This window comes from Thermococcus celer Vu 13 = JCM 8558, assembly GCF_002214365.1.
In the GTDB taxonomy this organism is placed as follows: domain Archaea; phylum Methanobacteriota_B; class Thermococci; order Thermococcales; family Thermococcaceae; genus Thermococcus; species Thermococcus celer.
Genome location: NZ_CP014854.1, coordinates 155,382 through 173,639 on the forward strand (window position 1 = coordinate 155,382; position 18,258 = coordinate 173,639).

An 18,258-nucleotide genomic window follows, 5' to 3' on the forward strand; every position below is an offset into this window, starting at 1 on the left:
ATATGAGGAGTACATGAAAGGGAATGGGGATGGTGGAGACCGTCAAAGATAAAAACACCTAACCCTCGGGGCAAATCCCCAAAATCTCCGAGATCCCAGACGGGGTAGCCACCACCCCTCAACGCCCCTTTTCCTTCAAGATCTCTGGCCATCAGGCCGTAGTACTCCTCCCGGTCTTTCAGCCCTCCTGAACGCCCTTCTCAGAACCTCCAGTTTCTCCTCCCTGTCGATGAACTTTTGTGTGATCATGATTATTCTAAAGTTTCCATGACCTCTACCGGGGGAACTAAAAATGTGGAAGATCAAGAGAAAAGCCCGAGGGGCGAGTAGCCTTCCCTCGCCGCCTCCACCCTCAGTTCCATCCCAAAGGCGTTCGTTACGGTTCCGCTCTTCTCGGCCCAGATTCCCGCGGGAACCACCAGTACATCGCCCCCGAGCTCCATCCCAGGTTCCCCTATGACAACGTAGGCGTCGCTCTCGGGGATTCCCTTTATACCCGCCTTCAGCAGCCCCATTGAATTGACGCCCTCGTGGAGGATCAGCGTCGGCACCCCGAGCGGCTCTCCACCCTCAATTATCGCAACGTCGTAGCCATCCTCAACAATTTCCTTGCCCCTGAGGAGTATCATGAGGAGCGGGAACTTCTCGACGTCCGCCCTGAGGAGAACCCGCCCGGCCCTTTTGATGTCCTCGAGCGTCGCCGTCGAGAGGCCGCCCCTGACGGTGGAGCCTATCGGGATGCCCCTCTTCCCGGCGAACTCCATGAAAAAGGCTATCTCCTCGTTCGTCAGGTTCGGCGTCAGAATCAGGGCGTAGCTCCTCTCCGAGATGAAGCGTCTGGCCTCTTCCCAGCCCACAGGCCTCCCGTTGAGGAGCGGCCCGCTCAGGTCCCCGGCCCAGGGCCTGTCAAAGCGGCAGTGGTCGCAGATGTGCCGGTTCCACGAGTCGTCCACGCGCGAGGCCCTTACGAGCATGCCGTCGTAGACCTCCACCGCCATCTCGCAGGCGAGGGAGCAGCCGTTGCAGACCGTTCTCACCGCCCGGGTCTTCCACGGGCCCGGCTTTACGAAGGGGACCTTTTCCGTGATGGCCCCAACGGGGCATAGGTCTATCATCTCACCGATGAACCTGCCCCGGGAATCGCCGAGGTTTTCGCCGGGTGGCGGAGAGATCTTCGTCCCGAATCCCCGGAAGAGGTAATCAACAACCCCCTCCCCGGAGACCTCGTGGGTGAAGTTGACGCACTGGCCACAGAGGACGCACTTGTTGTTGTCGAGGGTGACCCATGGGTGGCTCTCGTCTATTTCGAACCTGTTGGTCTCCCCCTCGAAGGCATGCCCCTCGGCGTTGTAGAGGGTGGCGTATTCCCTGAGCTTGCACCTGAAAACCTCCATGCAGCCACAGCTCATGCACCGCCCCGCCTCCTCAAGGACCTGCTCCTCCGTAAGGCCCGGCTCCACTTCCTCGAAGGTTCTCTTCCTCCTCTCCACCTCGAGGAGTTCGACCCTCGCCCTCGGCTTTCTCTCCACGTGCCCGTAGTCCTTCTCCGTGACGCTCTTCCAGTGGTTGTACGGCCTGAGGTCGAAGAGAACCCTGTAAAGATCCTCGTCCTTCAGGACGTCCTCGATGTGCTTCTCGGGTTCCGTCAGCACTTCCCTGGCCCTCTCAAGCTTGCCCTTCAGGTAGAGGTCTATCATCACCGCCGCCCTTCTCCCCGTTGCGATGCTCTCTATGACGGTTGAGGGGCCGAGAACGAGGTCGCCCCCCGCGAAGACCCCCGGAACGCTCGTCTGGAGCGTCACCTCGTCCACCACGGCCCTTCCGCGCCTCGCCTCCACGCCGAGGCTCCTCAGGAACTCCTCGTCGCAGTACTGGCCTATCGCGAGGATAACGTTGTCGGCCCTAACCCTGAACTCGGAGCCCTCCACGGGTATCGGTCTCCTCCTGCCGCTCGCATCGGGCTCGCCAAGGCGCATCCTGATCAGCTCCACCCCCTCAACCCTTCCGTCGCCGAGGATCCTCACGGGGTTCGCCAGGAAGAGGAACTTCACTCCCTCCTCCATCGCCTCCTCCACTTCCCGCGGGTTGGCCGGCATCTCCTCCCTCGAGCGGCGATAGACGACTGTGACCTCAGCGCCGAGCCTCAAAGCGGTTCTCGCAACGTCCATGGCCGTGTTTCCGCCACCAACTACCAAGACGCGCTCCCCGAGTCCGACCGTTTCGCCAGTGTTAACCCTCCTGAGGAACTCTATGCCGTGCATGACCCCCTCGAGCTCCTCACCCGGAATCCGCATTCTCCTGCTCCTCCACGCCCCAACGCCAAGGAAGACGGCATCGTACCCCTCCCTCAGCTCCTCAAGGGTCACGTCCCTCCCGAGGGCGGTGTTGGTTCTCACCTCTATCCCGGTGTTCACCACCGTCGCGATGTCCATATCGAGGACGTCCCTCGGCAGTCTGTAGGCCGGGATCCCGTAGCGCATCATCCCGCCCAGCTGGGGCATGGCCTCGATTATCGTCACCTCGTGCCCCATCGTCCTCAGGTAGTAGGCGCAGGCGAGACCCGCGGGGCCCCCTCCGACAACCGCGACCCGCTTTCCCGTGGAAGGGGGGATCTCGGGCATCCAGGGGCCGTGCTCAAGATCGTAGTCCGCCGCGAAGCGCTTGAGCTGCCTTATCGCCAGGGGCTCATCAACGAGGTTCCTCCTGCAGGCCTCTTCACAGAAGGCCGGGCAGACCCTTCCGAGCACCGCGGGCAGGATGTACTTCTCCTTCATCAGCTTAACGGCCTCGTGGTACTTCCCCATGGCTATGAGCGCGAGGTAGCCCTGAACGTCGCTGTGGGCCGGACAGCCGTCCTGACAGGGGCCTATGCAGTCGCCGTAGTGGTCGGAGAGCATGAGCTCGAGTGCGGTCTTCCTCATCGAGACGACTTCCTCGCTCAGGGTCTTCAGCTCAAGCCCCTCCATCGGTTTCAGGGTGCACGAGGTTGTAACCCTCCTCGGCGTGGAGACGAGGCAGAGCCTGCAGGAGCCGTAGGGGTCAAGCTCGCCCGAGTAACAGAACCCCGGCACGTGCTCTCCGTTTTCGCGAAGGAACTCTATGAGGGGCTTCCCTTCGGAGGCCTCAAGTTCTTTTCCGTTTACCCTCATCCTGACCATCTCACTCACCCCCCGTCCTCACCTCTATGGCGTTGAAGCGGCACACCTCGTAGCAGGTTCCGCACTTGATGCACGCCTCCTGGTCGATGACGTGGGGCCTGAGCCTCTCACCGCTGATGGCCTTGACCGGGCAGAATATGGCGCACGCCGTGCAGCCGGTGCATTTATCCGCCACGATGACGTACCTGATGAGCGGTTTGCAAACTCTGGCCGGACACCTGCCCTCTATGTGGGCGAGGTACTCGTCCCTGAAGTAGCGCAGGGTCGTTAGAACAGGGTTCGGAGCGGTCTGCCCGAGGCCGCAGAGGGAGCCGGCCTTAACCTGATAGGCGAGCCTTTCAAGCTTTTGAAGGTCTTCCTCCGTCGCCTCCCCCCGCGTGAACCTGTCCAGGATCTCCCACATCCTCTTCGTCCCGAGGCGACAGAAGGTGCACTTTCCGCAGGATTCCTTGACCGTGAAGTCGAGGAAGAACTTCGCCACGTCCACCATGCAGGTGTCCTCGTCCATGACGACCATCCCGCCGCTACCCATGATGGCTCCGGTGGCGTTGACGCTCTCGTAGTCGACGGGCGTGTCGAAGAGACGCTCCGGGATACAGCCACCCGAGGGGCCGCCAAGCTGAACCGCCTTTATCCTCTTGCCGGTTTTTGTGCCCCCGCCTATCTCGTAGAGTATCTCCCTGAGCGTCATCCCCATCGGCACCTCGACGTTTCCGCCGCGCTTTACCTTGCCCGACAGCGCGAAGACCTTTGTGCCCCTGCTCTTCCCGGTTCCTATGGACGCGTAGGCCTCCCAGCCGTGCTTGATTATCCACGGGACGTTGGCCCATGTCTCCACGTTGTTGATGTTCGTGGGTTTGCCCCAGAGGCCCTTCTGGGCGGGGTAGGGCGGCCTCGGCCTCGGCATCCCGCGCTTTCCCTCTATCGAGGCTATCAGGGCAGTCTCCTCACCGCAGACGAACGCCCCGGCACCTTCCTTGATGGCGATGTCGAAGGAGAAACCGCTCCCGAGGATGTTCTCGCCGAGGAAGCCTCTATCCCTGGCCTGTTTCAGCGCTATCCTCAACCTCCTTATCGCGAGCGGGTACTCTGCGCGGACGTAGATGAAACCTTTGCTCGCCCCGATGGCGTAGGCACCGATTATCATGCCCTCTATGACGCGGTGGGGGTCGCCCTCAAGCACGTTCCTGTCCATGAATGCCCCCGGATCGCCCTCGTCGGCGTTGCAGACCACGTACTTTACATCGCCCCTGGCCTCCCTCGCGAACTTCCACTTCAGGCCGGTCGGGAATCCGGCACCGCCCCTTCCCCTCAGGCCGGACTTCGTGATGACCTCTATTATCTCCTCGGGCTCCATCTCCAGGGCCTTCCTGAGCGCCTCGTAACCCCCGACCGCTATGTACTCGTCGATGTTCTCGGGGTCTATGTAACCGGAGTTCTCCAGCACTATCTTCCTCTGCCGGGCAAAATAGCCGTCGACGTCCCAGGTTTTCCTCTCGCCGTTCTCCCACCGGTCCCTCTTCACCACCCATTCCTCTACGGGTTTTCCGTTGATAACGTGCTCCTCTATTATCCTCGGCACCTTCTTCGGGTCGACGTGGCCGTAGGTGATTATCTCCCCACCAGTGATGACGTCAACGAGGGGCTCGCGATAACACATGCCGACGCAGCCAACTATCTTGAGCCTGACGTCGAGTTTCCGCCTCTCGAGCTCGGCCTTTATGGCCTTGTAGGTCTCCCTCGCGCCGGCCGCTATGCCGCAGGAGTTCATCCCGACGGCGATGGCCTTTATCTCAGACATCGAGCTTCCCCTCCCTGAGCTCCCGCATCAGTTTCCTGGCCTTCTCAGGCGTGAGCTTGCCGAAGACTTTATCGTTCACCATTATGACGGGGGCCAGACTGCAGCATCCGAGGCAGGCGACGCGTTCGAGCGTTATCAGTCCGTCCTCGGTCGTCTCCCCCTCCCCGATTCCAAGTTCCTCCGTTATGGCGCCGGATACGTTGACGGCACCGTTCACGTGGCAGGCCGTGCCGTGGCAGATCCTGACGACGTACTTTCCGAGGGGCTCGAAGCGGAACTGGGCGTAGAACGTGGCGACACCGTAAACCCTGCTGAGCGGTACCCCGAGGTAGTCGGCTATCTCCTCGAGGGCCTCACGGGGGAGGTAACCGAACCGTTCCTGGGTTCGCTGGAGAAGGGGAATCAGCGAGCTCGGTTCCGCCGGGTAGGAGCGGATATAATCAAGGGAAGATTCCATCTTGCATCACCGCGAGGATCTTCTGGAAAAATCTCAACCTCAATGCTTATAAAAGTGCACTAAAGCACGGGTTTGTAACATCTGGTTGGCAACCATTTGTTTGAAAAATTCTTAAATCACTCCTTTACAAACTTAAAATTGTAATGCCCTCCGTGGCGGTGATGCCCTTGAGGTACATAAAATTACCTTCCGAAAATTTTGGGAAGTTCTTCAACTCCCTCAGGGAGTGGGGCAGGGTGTACGGGCCGGTGAAGAAGGGAAAGGTCTACTCCTTCCAGGAGGTTGGGGACCCGGCGGAGATGGCCCTCGACTACAACAGAACCATGCTCCCGCCGAAGAAGTTCTTTGTGGGGCCCAGAGAGACCATTCTAAGGCTGAAAAACGGCCACTGGGAAGAAGAAACCAACGTGGAGCCGACTGTCCTCTTCGGCCTCCATTCCTGCGACATCCACGGCCTCAAGATACTCGACGGGGTGTACCTCAACGAACCCGTCGACCCCTACTACCTGAGGAGAAGGGAAGCCACACTGATAGTGGGAATAAGTTGCATGCCCGACGAATACTGCTTCTGCAAGAGCCTAGGAACGCACTTCGCCATGGACGGCTTCGACCTTTTCCTGCACGAGCTACCGGACGGCTGGCTCGTGAGGATAGGCAGCGTCCGCGGGCACGAGATAGCCTGGAGACACGGCGAGCTGTTCGAGGAGGTGACCGATGAAGACCTGGCCAACTTCAGAGAGTTCGAGGAGAGGAGGGCTAACTCCTTCCGGAGGGAGCTTCCACAGGGGGGCCTGGCCGACATGCTCGATCTGGCCTACAACAGCCCGGTCTGGAAGAAGTACGCGGAGATATGTCTCGGCTGCGGCAACTGCAACATGGTCTGCCCAACGTGCAGATGCTACGAGGTATGCGACCGCTGGACGGACGCGTACGGCGCGGTGCGCGAGAGGAGGTACGACTCGTGCTTCATGGAGAACCATGGTCTGGTCGCCGGGGGCCACAACTTCAGGCCAACGCGCTTGGACCGCTTCAGGCACCGCTACTACTGCAAGAGTTACTTCGACCCCTCGGCGGGCTACAACTGCGTCGGCTGCGGGAGATGCGACGAGTTCTGCCCGGCGAAGATTGAGCACGTCGGGGTTCTTGAGGAGGTCAGGGGGTCGCTCCAATGAACCCGTACATGAGCCACGACGCGAGGATTCTGGAGGTTAAGGACCTTACGCCGAGGGAGAAGCTCTTCACGCTGCGCTTCGTTGACCCCGAGGTCGGGGCGAACTTCAGCTTCAGACCGGGTCAGTTCGTCATCGTCGATGTTCGGGGCTTCGGCGAGTTCCCGATAAGCCTCTGCTCGTCTCCAACGAGGAAGGGTTACCTCCAGCTTTGCATCAGAAAAGCGGGCAGGATGACCAAGTTTATACACGGGATGAAGGAGGGCGACATCATAGGGATTCGCGGGCCCTACGGAAACGGCTTCCCGATGGAGCGGATGGAGGGTTCCAACCTCATCCTCGTGGCCGGCGGCCTGGGCATGGCCCCCCTCCGCTCGGTGCTCTGGTACGCCATAGACACGGGAAAGTACGGGCACGTCCACCTTTTCTACGGGACCAAGGCCTACGAGGACATACTCTTCCGTGACGAGGTAATCCACCTGCTGAAGCACGGTGAGGCCATGAACTGCTCGGTAAAGCTCGCCTACGAGGTTGAGAGCCCATCGTGCATCTACCTTGAGAGGGGCTTCTCGGACAGGGTGTGCAGGGGCGTCGTCACCGACCTGTTCCGGGGCGAGGAGTTCAACGTGAACAACACCTACGCCCTCATCTGCGGCCCGCCCGTGATGTACAGGTTCGTCATAAGGGAGCTCCTCGACAGAAGGCTCTCGCCGGGTAGGATCTACATGACCCTCGAGAGGAGAATGCGCTGTGGGGTGGGCAAGTGCGGCCACTGCATCGTCGGAACCAGCGTTTCCATAAAGTACATCTGTCAGGACGGGCCGGTCTTCACCTACTGGGACGCTCTCTCCACGAGGGGGCTGATATGATGGAGAAGCTCAAGCTCGGGGTCTTTGAGCTTACGGACTGCGGCGGCTGTGCATTGAACATGCTCTTCCTCTACGAGAGGCTCTTCGATCTCCTCGAATTCTACGAGATAGAGGAGTTCCACATGGCAACGAGCCTTGATGGAGGAACCCACTACGACGTCGCCCTCGTGACCGGAACCGTCTCGACGAGGCGCGACCTGAACCTCCTCAAGGATGTTAGGAACCGCTCGGACTACCTGATAGCCCTCGGAACCTGCGCGACCCACGGTTCGGTTCAGGCGAGCGTTGAAATGCCGATCAGGGAAAAGCTGAAGGCCGTTTACGGAGACGGTGGAAACCCGATGGGCGCCCTCGACTCCAAACCGGTCGTTGAGTACGTGGCCGTCGATTTCGCCCTTCCTGGATGCCCCTACGATAAGGAGGAGGTTTATCAGGCGCTCATCGACATAGCCAAAGGCGTCGAGCCCGTGAGGAAGGACTACCCCGTCTGCCTCGAGTGCAAGCTCAACGAGTACGAGTGCGTGCTGGTGAAGAAGGGCCTCCCCTGCCTCGGTCCGATAACCTACGGGGGCTGCAACGCCGTCTGCCTGAGATCGGGCCTCGGGTGCATAGGGTGCCGCGGGCCGTTGCCCGGAGAGGTGAACCCTGCCGGGGAATACGAGGTACTGAAGAGCCTCGGCTACGATGAGGAATACATCTTGAGGAAGTTCAAGACCTTCTCGAGGTGGGAGCCATGATAATCGAGACCCGGGAATTCACGCGCGTTGAGGGCAACGGCAAAGCCGAGGTAGTCATCGAGGACGACGAGGTAAAGGACGTTAGGCTCAAGATAATTGAAGGCCCGCGCTTTTTTGAACTGTTAACCCTGGGAAGGCACTACCGAGACGTACCCGACCTGGAGGCGAGGATATGCGCCATCTGCTACCTCGCCCACAGCGTCGCCTCGGTCATTGGAATCGAGAGGGCCTTCGGGGTCGAGGTGCCCGAGGAGGTAAGCCTCCTGAGGGAGCTGGGGTTGATAGGGGAGTTCCTCGAGAGTCACTCACTCCACCTGTACCTACTCGTCGCACCCGACCTGTTCGGCTATCCCGACGCCATAAGGATGGCGAGCAGGCACGGCGAACTCGTGAGGGAGGGGCTGGCCATCAAGGCCTTCGGTAACAGACTGAGGGTCCTCGTGGGAGGAAGGGAGATACACGGCATAAACGTAAAACCCGGTGGCTTTGGGAGGTACCCGACCGTCGAAGAGCTCGAGAGGATTGAGAGGGAGAGCGAAGCCCTCCTCCGGCTGGCAAAGCGCTCCGTGAGACTCTTTGCCCGGCTCCAACCCTACGGCGCCCGGGCGGGCCACTTCGTTGCCACCGACGGCTACCTATGGGGTGAAAGGCTGATATCGGACGAAGGAGGGAAGTTCCACTACACAGAGAGGATAGAGGAGCGCTCCCCCGTCTACAGCTTTGCCAAGCAGAGCCACTACATGGGGGAAACCTTCCTTGTCGGGGCCCTGCCGAGGCTCCTACTCAAGTCGAGCATGCTGACACCCACCGCCAGGAGGCTCTTCGAGGAACACGGGGAGAAACTGGAGACCGGATACGTGAGTTACAACAACCTCGCCCAGGCTATAGAGCTCGTGTATTCCATTGAGAGGGCAAAAGAGATAGCGAGGAGGCTCCTCGATAGGGGCATCGAAGGGGAGAACGTCCCCGTTGAGCCGAGGGAGGGGGAAGGAATCGGCTACGTCGAGGCACCGAGGGGGGTTCTAATACACCACTACAGAATGGACGCCAGCGGCAACGTAACTTACTCGAACATAATAACCCCAACCGCGCTGAACCACGCAATGATCGAAGCGAGCCTGTTGACGGAGGCCCGGGGGCTTTACGGCGAGACGGACGAGGGGGAGATGGTAAAGAGGCTCGAGGAGACGGTGAGGGCCTTCGACCCGTGCATATCCTGCTCGGTGCACCTCGTGAACCTGTAGTCCACCTTTCTCAATTTTTGGCGCAAAAACGTTTATATCTTTTTAAGAATTAACTTTTAAAAGGTGAGGCCGATGGACTTGGATAACGTCGCCGAGATCATAGACTCAATTCTTCCCGGGGAGAGCGTTCTGCTGAAGTATCATACATCGTACATCCCGGAGTTCATCCTGAGGTTCTTCATTGACTACTCCAAAGAACGGGGGGTCTCCCTGCTCGTGGATGACAATTTCGATTCCCTCAACACCATAGCGATTCACGCCAAAACCCTGGGCCTTCCCCTCGACCTCGATGGGGTGTACGTCGTTAAAACAGGCGGAAAGTACGAGGTCGGAAACGTGGTGACCAGGGTGCCCTTCCATCCGGACCCAAGGGTCTACCTTGAGAACTACGAGGAAGCGAGTAGAAAGGCCTTCAACGACCTACAACCCCCTATGTTAAACCTCGTTCTTGGAATCGAGAACCTCTTCCTGCTGGTACAACGGCCATCGGACGTTTATCGCCTCCTCCTGGCGATCCAGCGGTTCGTGGGGAGAAAAGAGAGGAAGGCATTTTACCTCATCAACGAAGACGTTGTTCGTGGTCTCCCGTTCAACGTGATGCCCGAACTCGAGAGGATAGCGACGACGGTAATGGAGGTGTTCCCCTACCCGAGCGGTGCCACCGTGAGGGTCCTGAAGAGCATCAACCCCGAGATGATCGGAAGAGAGCTTAGAATCACCGTCGGGAGGTGGTCACGATGGAGACAGTAAAGGCGGTGATGAGTTCAGGGCGGGACTTGAACGCCCTGATGGATAAACTTCTGCCGGGTGGATTGACGGTGATTGAAAACAGGGCTTTCCTCGGCGGGGAGTTCGTACTGCATGCCCTGGTCAGTTACTCGAAAACGCGGAACATTCCCCTCATCGTGGAGGACATCTTCGACACCCTTCCGGTTTACATGAAACACCTTGAGATAATGGGAGTTTCCATCGACGAACGCGACGTTAACGTCATCAAGGTGGGAGGGACTCAGGAATTCGGGAACGTCCTGGGTCGGATAAATTTTGAGAACGACCCCGGCGTCTATCAGAGAAAACTCGAAAGAAAGCTTGAGGAGGTAAAACCCAACGGCAGATACATCCATCTGGTTCTCGGCCTGGAAAGGTTCCTAACGCTCCAAAACGACGTTTACAGCACGTACATTCTCATGAGCCTTATAAGACAAAAACTCGGGGATACGAACCTTTTAAGCCAGAAGCTCGGGAATTCGGAGGATATAAACGTGTACCTCATGGAACCGGCCGTCCTGGAGAACACGAATCCCAACCCCCTCCCTATGCTGGAGGACATAGCGACCTCAGTAATCGAACTGGAAAACGATGGGGAACTCATCAGGTTAACGCTCTACAAGTCGGTACTGGCCCTGCTGAGCAATAAACAACACATCATCGTCTCCCCACGGGAGGCACTGGGGTGGTGGAGCTGAGCATTCTACGCCGTCTCCTCGGAAAAAGGGATGACAACGAAATAGGGGTGGCCTCCAGAAACCCGGTGGGAAGGTTCAGGGTTGAAAGGTCACTTAAGGTTTCCTCGAGGCAGGTCCTGATCGGCGAGGTCATCGAAGGAATAATTTACACCGGCTACAAGGTGAAGGGAAGGGCAGTTAGTCCGATAATGAAAATTGAGAGGGACCACATGGAGATAGACTTCGCGATCGCGGGTGATAGGGTCGCCCTGATGCTGGAACACGAAATCCCGTGCGAAGAGGGGGAGGGGCTCGAGGTCTATCAATCCTGAGACGCTTATCGATGTTTACAGACCCGAGGAGGCTCATTAAAGAGGTGAGGGCGATGATAATCCTTGACGACCACTTCCACGTTGATCCCTTCCACGGGCTCTTCCTCGAGGCGGTTAAGCAGTTCCACAGAGCTGGGGGAACGCACCTCATGGTCGTGTACAAGAGCGCCCACGACTACGGCTTTCCCGGGCTCAAGGTGGAGGACTTCATGAAAGCCATGGACTTCCACATCGGGCTCGTCGAGAGGATAAACAAGGAAACTCCCGTGAAGGCCTACGCCGTCGTCGGCGTCCACCCGGCCGAGTTCGCCTACCTCGCGGAGAAGAGGGGGCTCAAGTACGCGAAGGACGAGGTGAGGAAAGCCCTCGAGTACGCCCAGAGGCTCTGCCTCGAGGGGAAGGCGGTAGCCATTGGCGAGATAGGCAGGCCGCATTACGAGGTTTCCCCGGATATCTGGGAGGCGAGCATCGAGCTGATGAAGTACGGGATGGCCTTAGCTAAGGAAGCCGACTGCGCGGTTCAGCTCCACACCGAAAGCTTCGACGAGGCCAGGTTCAGGGAGCTCGGGGAGTACGTTAGGGAGGTCGGGATAAAGCCGTATAAGGTCGTCAAGCACTTCTCACCGCCCCTCGTTAAGGTCGCGGAGGAGGTCGGGGTGTTCCCGAGCGTCATAGCGAGCAGGAAGAACATCAGGGAGGCGATATCGCAGGGCAACCGCTTCATGATGGAGACGGACTACATCGACGACAAGAGCAGGCCAGGTGCGGTTCTCGGCCCGAAAACGGTTCCGCGGAGGACGAAGGCCTTCCTCCAGAACGGGCTCTTCACGGAGGAGGACGTTTACAAAATCCACGTGGGGAACCCGCGGAAGGTCTACGGGATAGACCCCGAGGAATGATGGGAATTTCTCGAGTTTGATTTAACGCCTTCGCCGCGAAGCAAAAAACCTAAACCCCAGCCCTCCTCACCACCCTCACGACCCCCGGCTCTCCGACGTCACCCTCCACCTCGAAGGTTCTCCCCAGAAAGCGCTCCACGACCCAGACGTTGGTGGCGAGGTGGCTCGTTATCTCCGAAACCCCGATTTCCCCGCCCGCGAAGGCCAGGAACGGTATCAGCTGGTCGCCGAGGAACCTATCGACGGCTTTTCCGGGCGTCAGTGCCTCCACAAGCTCGTCCGCCGCTTCCCTCCCGACGACTTCAGCGGGTTTTCCCCGTTTTCCGAGGGCGTCGCCTCCGAGCCTCAGACCATCCGTCTCGGCCCACACGACTACGCCGCTCCCCGGCCCGAGCGAGCGCGAGACCTCCCTCTCGATCTCCACGGGAACGTTGTAGAGCTCCCCGAGCCTCTCCTCGGCCGCTTTTGCCTGCCTCTCGGCAACGTGGGAAGGTAGGTTTGTCGCGTGGCTTATACCGGAGAAGCGCTCTATCCTCCTCCACTCAAGGGCTATGAGCGGTCTCCTCTCCTCCCACGGCTCGACCCTACCAACTACAAGCCCGCCGCCCTTCGGGTAGTGACCGCGCCGCCTTACCTCGAGCTCAACCCTAAGGCCCATCCGTTCAAGGGCGTGGAGGGTTACGTTCTTCAGGTAGTCCACGGGTGGACTCCAGGGAACGTCGGTGCCGCCGGTTACCTCGAAGCTCCCGCCGGTGAATGCCATCGCCGGAAGCAGAGCCTGAAGGACGAGCGTTACACTGCCGGCGGTCTTTATCGGGACCCTGACGTGCTTCGGTCGGGCATCCCCGGGGACGAACTCCAGATAGGTGGAACCGACCTGAGCTCCTTTAACCCTCGCGTTGCTCAGCTCCTTCAGGGCCACGATTCCGTGGAGGTGCTGGGGCCTCAGACCCGGGTTGGAGCGGTTGGCCCGTATTCGGGTTATCCGAACCGGCCTTCCCGTGATGACCGAAAGGGCGACCGCCGTTCTCAGTATCTGCCCACCGCCCTCGCCGTAGGAACCGTCTATCTCAACCCACTCCATTCTCCCACCGATGATCAAATAGCGATCCAGCCTAAAAACCTGACGAAAGCCTTTTAGCGTGGTTGAACAACCCCCGCCGGTGGGAGAATGGACGAGCTCGAGTTCTGCGTGAAAAGCTTAAGCTATCCCCTCGGGATGATCCTGGAGAGGCTCGAGAGGAAGAACGGCGAGAAGGTTCGGGTTGGTCCGGGCTCCATAGAGCTTCCGGACGTTCCGTTCCCGGCGCTCTGCTACCTCACCGCCGTGGCCCTCTTCGATTCGCTCGACCTCGTGGACAGGAAACGCCTTCAGGACGACTACGATGCCATCGAACGGTTCCGTGAGAAGCTCCTAACTTCCAAACTCGGGGAGGGGCTCGGGAATTACCTCAAAAACCCCGGCCTCTACGTATCACCCGGTGGGAGGATTTCAATCGACTGGCTGGGGTTCGAGAAGCGGGCCGGGGAGGTAAGGAACTACCTGAAGAGGGTCCTGGAAGTCTGGAAAACCTGCGCCACCCGGGAGGGGTTCCTGGAGAAGACCGGCTTCATGTCGGAGTTAATTCCGGATGAGGGACTGCTCCTCGTCTACCTTGCGGAGGACGAAAAGCTGAGGGAGCTGATAAACGCCGCCCTCGGCAAGCACAACGGGGAATTCAAGGCAGCGGTGGTTCGCTACTTCAAAGCCCTCCGAGGTTGAGCCTCACGGCTATGGAGAGGGCCCCCTCCCCCGAAAAGCCCTTCTTCTCGATCAACGCCCTAACCAGTTTCGCCAGCGCCTTAACGTTCCTCAGGTTGAGCTTCTCGGGAGGATATTCCTTAAAATATTTCGGGTCAACTCTGAAGCCCAGCCTCCCCGACAGCTCGGCCGCGAACTCCTCAACGGTCAGGGGCGGGAGACGAACCGTGGCCGGAAAATCCAGGACCGAGTACCTCGCCGCGTTCCTGGTTTCCACAACTATGGGAAAATCGCGTTCCTCACCCATCAGCTCTATCAACTCCCTCAACTCCGGCTCCCGCAGGAGACGGGCTTTGGGCGGGAGCAGTTTTTCCAGGTCGACACCGCGGAGGTTCTCCACGAGGACGTCGACGCCGAGGGAGAGGACATCGAGGGGTTCAAACTCGAGTGTTTTTTCCGTTTTTTCAGCCCTCTCCGGTTCTTCCTCTCCACGGCGAGTCTCTTGAACTATCCTCCTGTAAAGGGACTCGCTGACGAGGGTGAACTGATAGAGGCTCTCGAGGCCGTCCAGATGGAGGATCCCGTTGGAGAGCAACTTAAGCCCCAGACGGGCGAGGGAGGAGCTCAGCTCCACCTCGCTCTTCGTGGTTATTGCCCTTCTGTCCCCAACGTCCTCGCTTCCCCTGCTGACGAGGCGGTAATCGGCCGGAAAGAGGCCCCTGGCGTTGAAGAACTCCTCAAGGGCTCTCTTTGCCGTTCCCTCGTCGACCGCGTAGACCTTGATGAACTCCACCCGCTCGGCCCCGTCAACCCCTATCAGCACCACCGCGTCCGTCCTTTCCCTCGGAATCAGTATATCGTCCATACCCATCGCCGGTTCGTTCGTTGATTTGAGAAAAATCGAAAGCACGAGGGCCGTTAAGGTCTCGATAAGCCCCCAGAGACGCTCGTTAGAGACGCTCGTTAGAGACTCATGGCCCCCAGGAGCTCCCCGGTGTCGAGGTTGATTATCCTCACCTCTCTCTTCCTCGTGTCGAGGAAGGCGACGCTCCTAACGCCGCTGACGTAGCCGCAGACCTCACCGGGGTTGACGAGTATCGTCCTTCCAGCTTCCCGTATCTCGTAGCGGTGCGTGTGCCCGACTATCACGACATCGTAGAGCCTGCTCTGGGCCAGCGCGCGGACGATGCGCTCGTCGGTGCCGTGGGTCACCGCTATCTTCATGCCGTCGGCCTCGAGCTCCAGTATCTCGTCGTAGATGCCGAGCGCCTCGTAGAGTCCCTTCCGCTCGCCGTCGTTGTTTCCGAAGACGCCCTTGAGCGGTGCCTTGAGTTTCTTAAGCTCCCTCGCGACGAAGGGCGCCACGAAGTCCCCCGCGTGGATGACCAGCTCTACGTTACTCCCGTTGAACAGCTCGACCGCCTTCCTAATGGCCGGAAGGTTGTCGTGGGTATCGCTCATTATTCCTATCAGCATGCTCCCACCCGGGCTATTTACGGCGTTGGGCTTATAGGGTTAACGTCGCTGATATCAAGATCGATCGGTGAACAGGTTTCACTTTTGTTCTGGTGCCCTTTGGGCGCCTTGTGAGAGTGAAACCTTCTAAAACATCCAATTTAAACCTAATCCCCACCAAAATAGCCCGTTCAAAACCGCACGCCAGTTTTCCGCCATCCGCCAGGATGTTCGAACGATAGTGAGAACAGAGCTTTGCGTTAGCAAAGGGCTGTAGAAAGGCGCTTTTTAAAAGCGCTGCAGGTAAAGTTAAAAGCACCTTGGCGTTGGTACATCGGAGAGGGTGGTGTTATGTTCACGGGTAGGGCGGTCATAGCTGTCAAGATCCTCCGGCCCCTGGGGGACTGGAACACCGGTGACGTGGTTCTAATCGAGGACTGGAAGGCTAAGGAGCTCTGGGAGGCCGGGGTGGTCGAGGTCGTGGACGAGGCGGACAAGGTTATAGGTGAGATAGACCGCGCGATAGCCGAAGAGAGGGAGAACGAGCCCCTGATGCCCATCCCGGCCGGGCTGTACGAGAGGGCCGAGTTCTACATGTATTACCTTGAGAACTACGTGAGGATGAACGCCGGCGAGGGAATAGAGACGATAAACGTCAAGCTTACCAAGCTCGCCAACCTGAAGAAGAAGCTGGAGCACCTGAAGACGATACGCTTCAACAAGATCCTGAAGGCGGTAATGCTGAGGCCCAACAGCCTGGAGCTCCTCTCGAGGCTCTCGCCCGAGGAGAGGAGGGTTTACCTCCAGCTCTCCAAGATCAGAAACGAGTGGCTCGGTGAGGGATGATGGACAGGGAAGAGATGATAGAGCGCTTCGCCCGCTTCCTGAGGGAGTACGTTGACGACGACGGGAACGAGGTCTACCTGAACAGGCTCAAGGACCTCCTCACGGTAATCCCCAAACGCTCGCTGGCGGTGGACTGGACGCACCTCAACTCCTTCGACCCTGAGCTGGCGGAGGAGCTCCTTGAAAACCCGGAGGAGAGCATAGCCGCGGCCGAGGACGCCATCCAGATCGTCCTCCGAGAGCCGCCCCTCCTCAAGGAGGAGGAGTTCCGGGTTCACGCGAGGTTCCACAACCTCCCCAGGACCCTCCTCGTCAAGGAACTCGGGAGCGAGCACATAAACAGGCTCATCCAGGTGGAGGGTATAATCACCCGCGTGAGCGAGGTCAAACCCTTCGTCCAGAAGGCGGTCTACGTCTGCAAGGACTGCGGCAACGAGATGGTTCGGCTCCAGAAACCCTACGGGAACCTCGTAAAGCCGGCCAAGTGCGACGCCTGCGGCTCGAGGAACATAGACCTGGACGTCGAGAAGAGCCGGTTCATAAACTTCCAGAGCTTCCGCCTTCAGGACAGGCCGGAGAGCTTAAAGGGCGGCCAGATGCCTCGCTTCGTCGATGCGATACTCCTCGATGACCTCGTCGACACGGCCCTGCCCGGCGACAGGGTTCTGGTCACGGGGATCCTGCGCGTCATACTCGAGGGGAAGGACAAGAGGCCGATATTCAAGAAGGTCCTCGAGGTGAACCACATAGAGCAACTCAGCAAGGAGATTGAAGAGCTTGAGATCTCGCCGGAGGACGAGCAGAGGATCAGGGAGCTGGCGAGGAGGAAGGACATCGTCGACGCGATAGTCGATTCGATAGCCCCCGCCATCTGGGGCCACAAAACGGTCAAGAAGGGCATCGCCTTGGCCCTCTTCGGGGGCGTCCAGAGAACCCTGCCCGATGGAACGAAGCTGAGGGGGGAAAGCCACGTCCTGCTCGTGGGAGATCCGGGCGTTGCCAAGAGCCAGCTCCTCCGCTACGTCTCCAACCTGGCACCGAGGGCCATCTACACGAGCGGAAAGAGCTCGAGCGCCGCGGGTTTAACAGCGGCGGCAGTTAGGGACGAGTTCACGGGCTCGTGGGTCCTCGAGGCGGGGGTTCTGGTCTTGGCCGACGGCGGATTCGCATGCATAGACGAGTTCGACAAGATGAGCGAGCGCGACAGGAGCGCGATACACGAGGCGCTCGAGCAGCAGACGATAAGCATATCCAAGGCCGGAATCACCGCAACCCTGAACGCGAGGACGACGGTGATAGCGGCCGCGAATCCGAAGTTCGGGCGCTTCAACCGCCACAAGTCCCTCCCGGAGCAGCTCGACCTCCCGCCGACGTTGCTCAGCCGTTTCGACCTCATCTTCCTGCTCCTCGACGAACCGGACGAGAAGGTGGACTCGAGCATAGCGGAGCACATCCTGAAGGTTAGGAGGGGGGAGGCCGAGGCCGTAACCCCCAAGATACCCTACGACCTCCTGAAGAAGTACATCGCCTACGCCAGGAAGAACGTTCACCCCGTTCTAAGCCGGGAGGCCATGGAGGAGATAAAGCGATACTACGTGAGGATGAGGAAGGGCTTCAAGAGACCCGGCGAGGACGAGGGCGTGCAGGCCATCCCGATAACGGCGAGACAGCTCGAGGCGCTGATAAGGCTCAGCGAGGCCCACGCGAGGATGCGGTTGAGCGAGACGGTGACGCGGGAGGACGCGAAGGCGGCGATGGCCATAATCGAGGACATGATAAGGAAGATCGCCGTCGACGAGGAGGGAACGCTGGACGTCTCGATACTCGAGGTGGGCAAGAGCTCCAGGAAGATAAACAAGATAGATAAGATGATCGACATCATAAAGAACCTTGAGAGCGAGGGCGAGTTCGGGGCACCGGAGGACGAGATAATCGAGGCGGCGAAGGGGGCCGGTCTTGGTTCGGAGGGCGAGATAAAGAAGCTCCTCAACGACCTCAAGCGCGACGCCAGGATATACGAGCCGCGCGCCGGTTTCTACCGCGTGCTCTGATACCTCCAATTTCCGGCATCACGCCAAAAGGTTATAAACGCCTCCCCGGAGATA

General features: G+C 59.3%; 17 protein-coding genes. 11 read left to right on the forward strand and 6 right to left on the reverse strand.

What is annotated here, in order from left to right; translation table 11 throughout:
* Positions 1 to 302: 302 nt before the first annotated feature.
* Genes A3L02_RS00945 through nuoE form a run of 3 tightly spaced genes read right to left on the reverse strand, consistent with a single transcriptional unit; the run spans position 303 to position 5,416 of the window.
* Positions 303 to 3,158: an NAD(P)-binding protein gene (locus A3L02_RS00945; protein WP_088862202.1), complete on the reverse strand. Its 2,856-nt coding sequence runs from the start codon at positions 3,156 to 3,158 to the stop codon at positions 303 to 305.
* Position 3,159: 1 nt separating this feature from the next.
* Complete coding sequence (gene nuoF, locus A3L02_RS00950; RefSeq protein ID WP_088862203.1) at positions 3,160 to 4,959, reverse strand: NADH-quinone oxidoreductase subunit NuoF; 1,800 nt, start codon at positions 4,957 to 4,959, stop codon at positions 3,160 to 3,162.
* A complete protein-coding gene (gene nuoE / locus A3L02_RS00955) occupies positions 4,952 to 5,416 on the reverse strand; it encodes an NADH-quinone oxidoreductase subunit NuoE (protein ID WP_088862204.1) in 465 nt (154 codons plus the stop codon). Before nuoE ends, nuoF begins: the two co-directional genes overlap by 8 nt.
* 167 nt (positions 5,417 to 5,583) lie before the next feature.
* Here nuoE and shyB point away from each other — a divergent pair, with 167 nt between their 5' ends.
* From shyB to A3L02_RS00995, 8 genes are all read left to right on the forward strand, one after another.
* Complete coding sequence (shyB, locus tag A3L02_RS00960; protein ID WP_088862205.1) at positions 5,584 to 6,588, forward strand: NAD(P)-dependent hydrogenase/sulfhydrogenase 2 subunit beta; 1,005 nt, start codon at positions 5,584 to 5,586, stop codon at positions 6,586 to 6,588.
* Complete coding sequence (shyC, locus tag A3L02_RS00965) at positions 6,585 to 7,454, forward strand: NAD(P)-dependent hydrogenase/sulfhydrogenase 2 subunit gamma (protein ID WP_088862206.1); 870 nt, start codon at positions 6,585 to 6,587, stop codon at positions 7,452 to 7,454. The genes shyB and shyC overlap by 4 nt, the downstream gene beginning before the upstream one ends.
* Positions 7,451 to 8,191, forward strand: coding sequence for an NAD(P)-dependent hydrogenase/sulfhydrogenase 2 subunit delta (gene shyD / locus A3L02_RS00970; RefSeq protein WP_088862207.1), 741 nt, complete (start codon positions 7,451 to 7,453; stop codon positions 8,189 to 8,191). The genes shyC and shyD overlap by 4 nt, the downstream gene beginning before the upstream one ends.
* Positions 8,188 to 9,435: an NAD(P)-dependent hydrogenase/sulfhydrogenase 2 subunit alpha gene (gene shyA / locus A3L02_RS00975; protein WP_088862208.1), complete on the forward strand. Its 1,248-nt coding sequence runs from the start codon at positions 8,188 to 8,190 to the stop codon at positions 9,433 to 9,435. The genes shyD and shyA overlap by 4 nt, the downstream gene beginning before the upstream one ends.
* A 72-nt stretch (positions 9,436 to 9,507) precedes the next feature.
* Positions 9,508 to 10,185 (forward strand): DUF257 family protein, encoded by a 678-nt coding sequence (locus A3L02_RS00980; protein ID WP_088862209.1) that lies wholly within the window; start codon positions 9,508 to 9,510, stop codon positions 10,183 to 10,185.
* Positions 10,173 to 10,901, forward strand: a complete 729-nt coding sequence (locus A3L02_RS00985) for a DUF257 family protein (protein WP_088862210.1) — start codon at positions 10,173 to 10,175, stop codon at positions 10,899 to 10,901. The genes A3L02_RS00980 and A3L02_RS00985 overlap by 13 nt, the downstream gene beginning before the upstream one ends.
* Complete coding sequence (pbp11, locus tag A3L02_RS00990) at positions 10,892 to 11,212, forward strand: tRNA-binding protein Pbp11 (protein ID WP_335755126.1); 321 nt, start codon at positions 10,892 to 10,894, stop codon at positions 11,210 to 11,212. The genes A3L02_RS00985 and pbp11 overlap by 10 nt, the downstream gene beginning before the upstream one ends.
* A 53-nt stretch (positions 11,213 to 11,265) precedes the next feature.
* Positions 11,266 to 12,111, forward strand: a complete 846-nt coding sequence (locus A3L02_RS00995; protein WP_088863794.1) for a TatD family hydrolase — start codon at positions 11,266 to 11,268, stop codon at positions 12,109 to 12,111.
* A gap of 49 nt (positions 12,112 to 12,160) precedes the next feature.
* Here the strand turns inward: A3L02_RS00995 and rtcA are convergent, their stop codons facing one another.
* A complete protein-coding gene (rtcA, locus tag A3L02_RS01000) occupies positions 12,161 to 13,195 on the reverse strand; it encodes an RNA 3'-terminal phosphate cyclase (RefSeq protein WP_088862211.1) in 1,035 nt (344 codons plus the stop codon).
* A gap of 87 nt (positions 13,196 to 13,282) precedes the next feature.
* On the opposite strand from rtcA, the gene A3L02_RS01005 reads away from it, so the two are divergent.
* Positions 13,283 to 13,873, forward strand: coding sequence for a hypothetical protein (locus A3L02_RS01005; protein WP_088862212.1), 591 nt, complete (start codon positions 13,283 to 13,285; stop codon positions 13,871 to 13,873).
* Here A3L02_RS01005 and A3L02_RS01010 read toward each other — a convergent pair.
* Positions 13,854 to 14,723, reverse strand: coding sequence for a hypothetical protein (locus A3L02_RS01010; protein WP_335755127.1), 870 nt, complete (start codon positions 14,721 to 14,723; stop codon positions 13,854 to 13,856). The genes A3L02_RS01005 and A3L02_RS01010 overlap by 20 nt on opposite strands.
* A gap of 92 nt (positions 14,724 to 14,815) precedes the next feature.
* Positions 14,816 to 15,328 carry a metallophosphoesterase gene (locus tag A3L02_RS01015; protein ID WP_088862214.1) on the reverse strand — a complete coding sequence of 171 codons (513 nt, stop codon included), beginning with the start codon at positions 15,326 to 15,328 and terminating at the stop codon, positions 14,816 to 14,818.
* 330 nt (positions 15,329 to 15,658) lie between these two features.
* Between A3L02_RS01015 and A3L02_RS01020 the strand changes: the two genes are divergently transcribed.
* The gene (locus A3L02_RS01020) at positions 15,659 to 16,153 is read left to right on the forward strand and encodes a hypothetical protein (protein ID WP_088862215.1); all 495 of its coding nucleotides are present in this window, start codon (positions 15,659 to 15,661) and stop codon (positions 16,151 to 16,153) included.
* Positions 16,153 to 18,204, forward strand: a complete 2,052-nt coding sequence (locus A3L02_RS01025) for a minichromosome maintenance protein MCM (RefSeq protein ID WP_088862216.1) — start codon at positions 16,153 to 16,155, stop codon at positions 18,202 to 18,204. The genes A3L02_RS01020 and A3L02_RS01025 overlap by 1 nt, the downstream gene beginning before the upstream one ends.
* Positions 18,205 to 18,258: the final 54 nt, after the last annotated feature.

Coding starts and splice junctions, on each gene's coding strand:
- A3L02_RS00945 (WP_088862202.1), bottom strand. CDS start 3,158: ATGGTCAGGATGAGGGTAAACGGAAAAGAACTTGAGGCCTCCGAAGGG.
- nuoF (WP_088862203.1), bottom strand. CDS start 4,959: ATGTCTGAGATAAAGGCCATCGCCGTCGGGATGAACTCCTGCGGCATA.
- nuoE (WP_088862204.1), bottom strand. CDS start 5,416: ATGGAATCTTCCCTTGATTATATCCGCTCCTACCCGGCGGAACCGAGC.
- shyC (WP_088862206.1), top strand. CDS start 6,585: ATGAACCCGTACATGAGCCACGACGCGAGGATTCTGGAGGTTAAGGAC.
- shyD (WP_088862207.1), top strand. CDS start 7,451: ATGATGGAGAAGCTCAAGCTCGGGGTCTTTGAGCTTACGGACTGCGGC.
- shyA (WP_088862208.1), top strand. CDS start 8,188: ATGATAATCGAGACCCGGGAATTCACGCGCGTTGAGGGCAACGGCAAA.
- A3L02_RS00980 (WP_088862209.1), top strand. CDS start 9,508: ATGGACTTGGATAACGTCGCCGAGATCATAGACTCAATTCTTCCCGGG.
- A3L02_RS00985 (WP_088862210.1), top strand. CDS start 10,173: ATGGAGACAGTAAAGGCGGTGATGAGTTCAGGGCGGGACTTGAACGCC.
- A3L02_RS00995 (WP_088863794.1), top strand. CDS start 11,266: ATGATAATCCTTGACGACCACTTCCACGTTGATCCCTTCCACGGGCTC.
- rtcA (WP_088862211.1), bottom strand. CDS start 13,195: ATGGAGTGGGTTGAGATAGACGGTTCCTACGGCGAGGGCGGTGGGCAG.
- A3L02_RS01005 (WP_088862212.1), top strand. CDS start 13,283: ATGGACGAGCTCGAGTTCTGCGTGAAAAGCTTAAGCTATCCCCTCGGG.
- A3L02_RS01010 (WP_335755127.1), bottom strand. CDS start 14,723: ATGGGTATGGACGATATACTGATTCCGAGGGAAAGGACGGACGCGGTG.
- A3L02_RS01015 (WP_088862214.1), bottom strand. CDS start 15,328: ATGCTGATAGGAATAATGAGCGATACCCACGACAACCTTCCGGCCATT.
- A3L02_RS01020 (WP_088862215.1), top strand. CDS start 15,659: ATGTTCACGGGTAGGGCGGTCATAGCTGTCAAGATCCTCCGGCCCCTG.
- A3L02_RS01025 (WP_088862216.1), top strand. CDS start 16,153: ATGGACAGGGAAGAGATGATAGAGCGCTTCGCCCGCTTCCTGAGGGAG.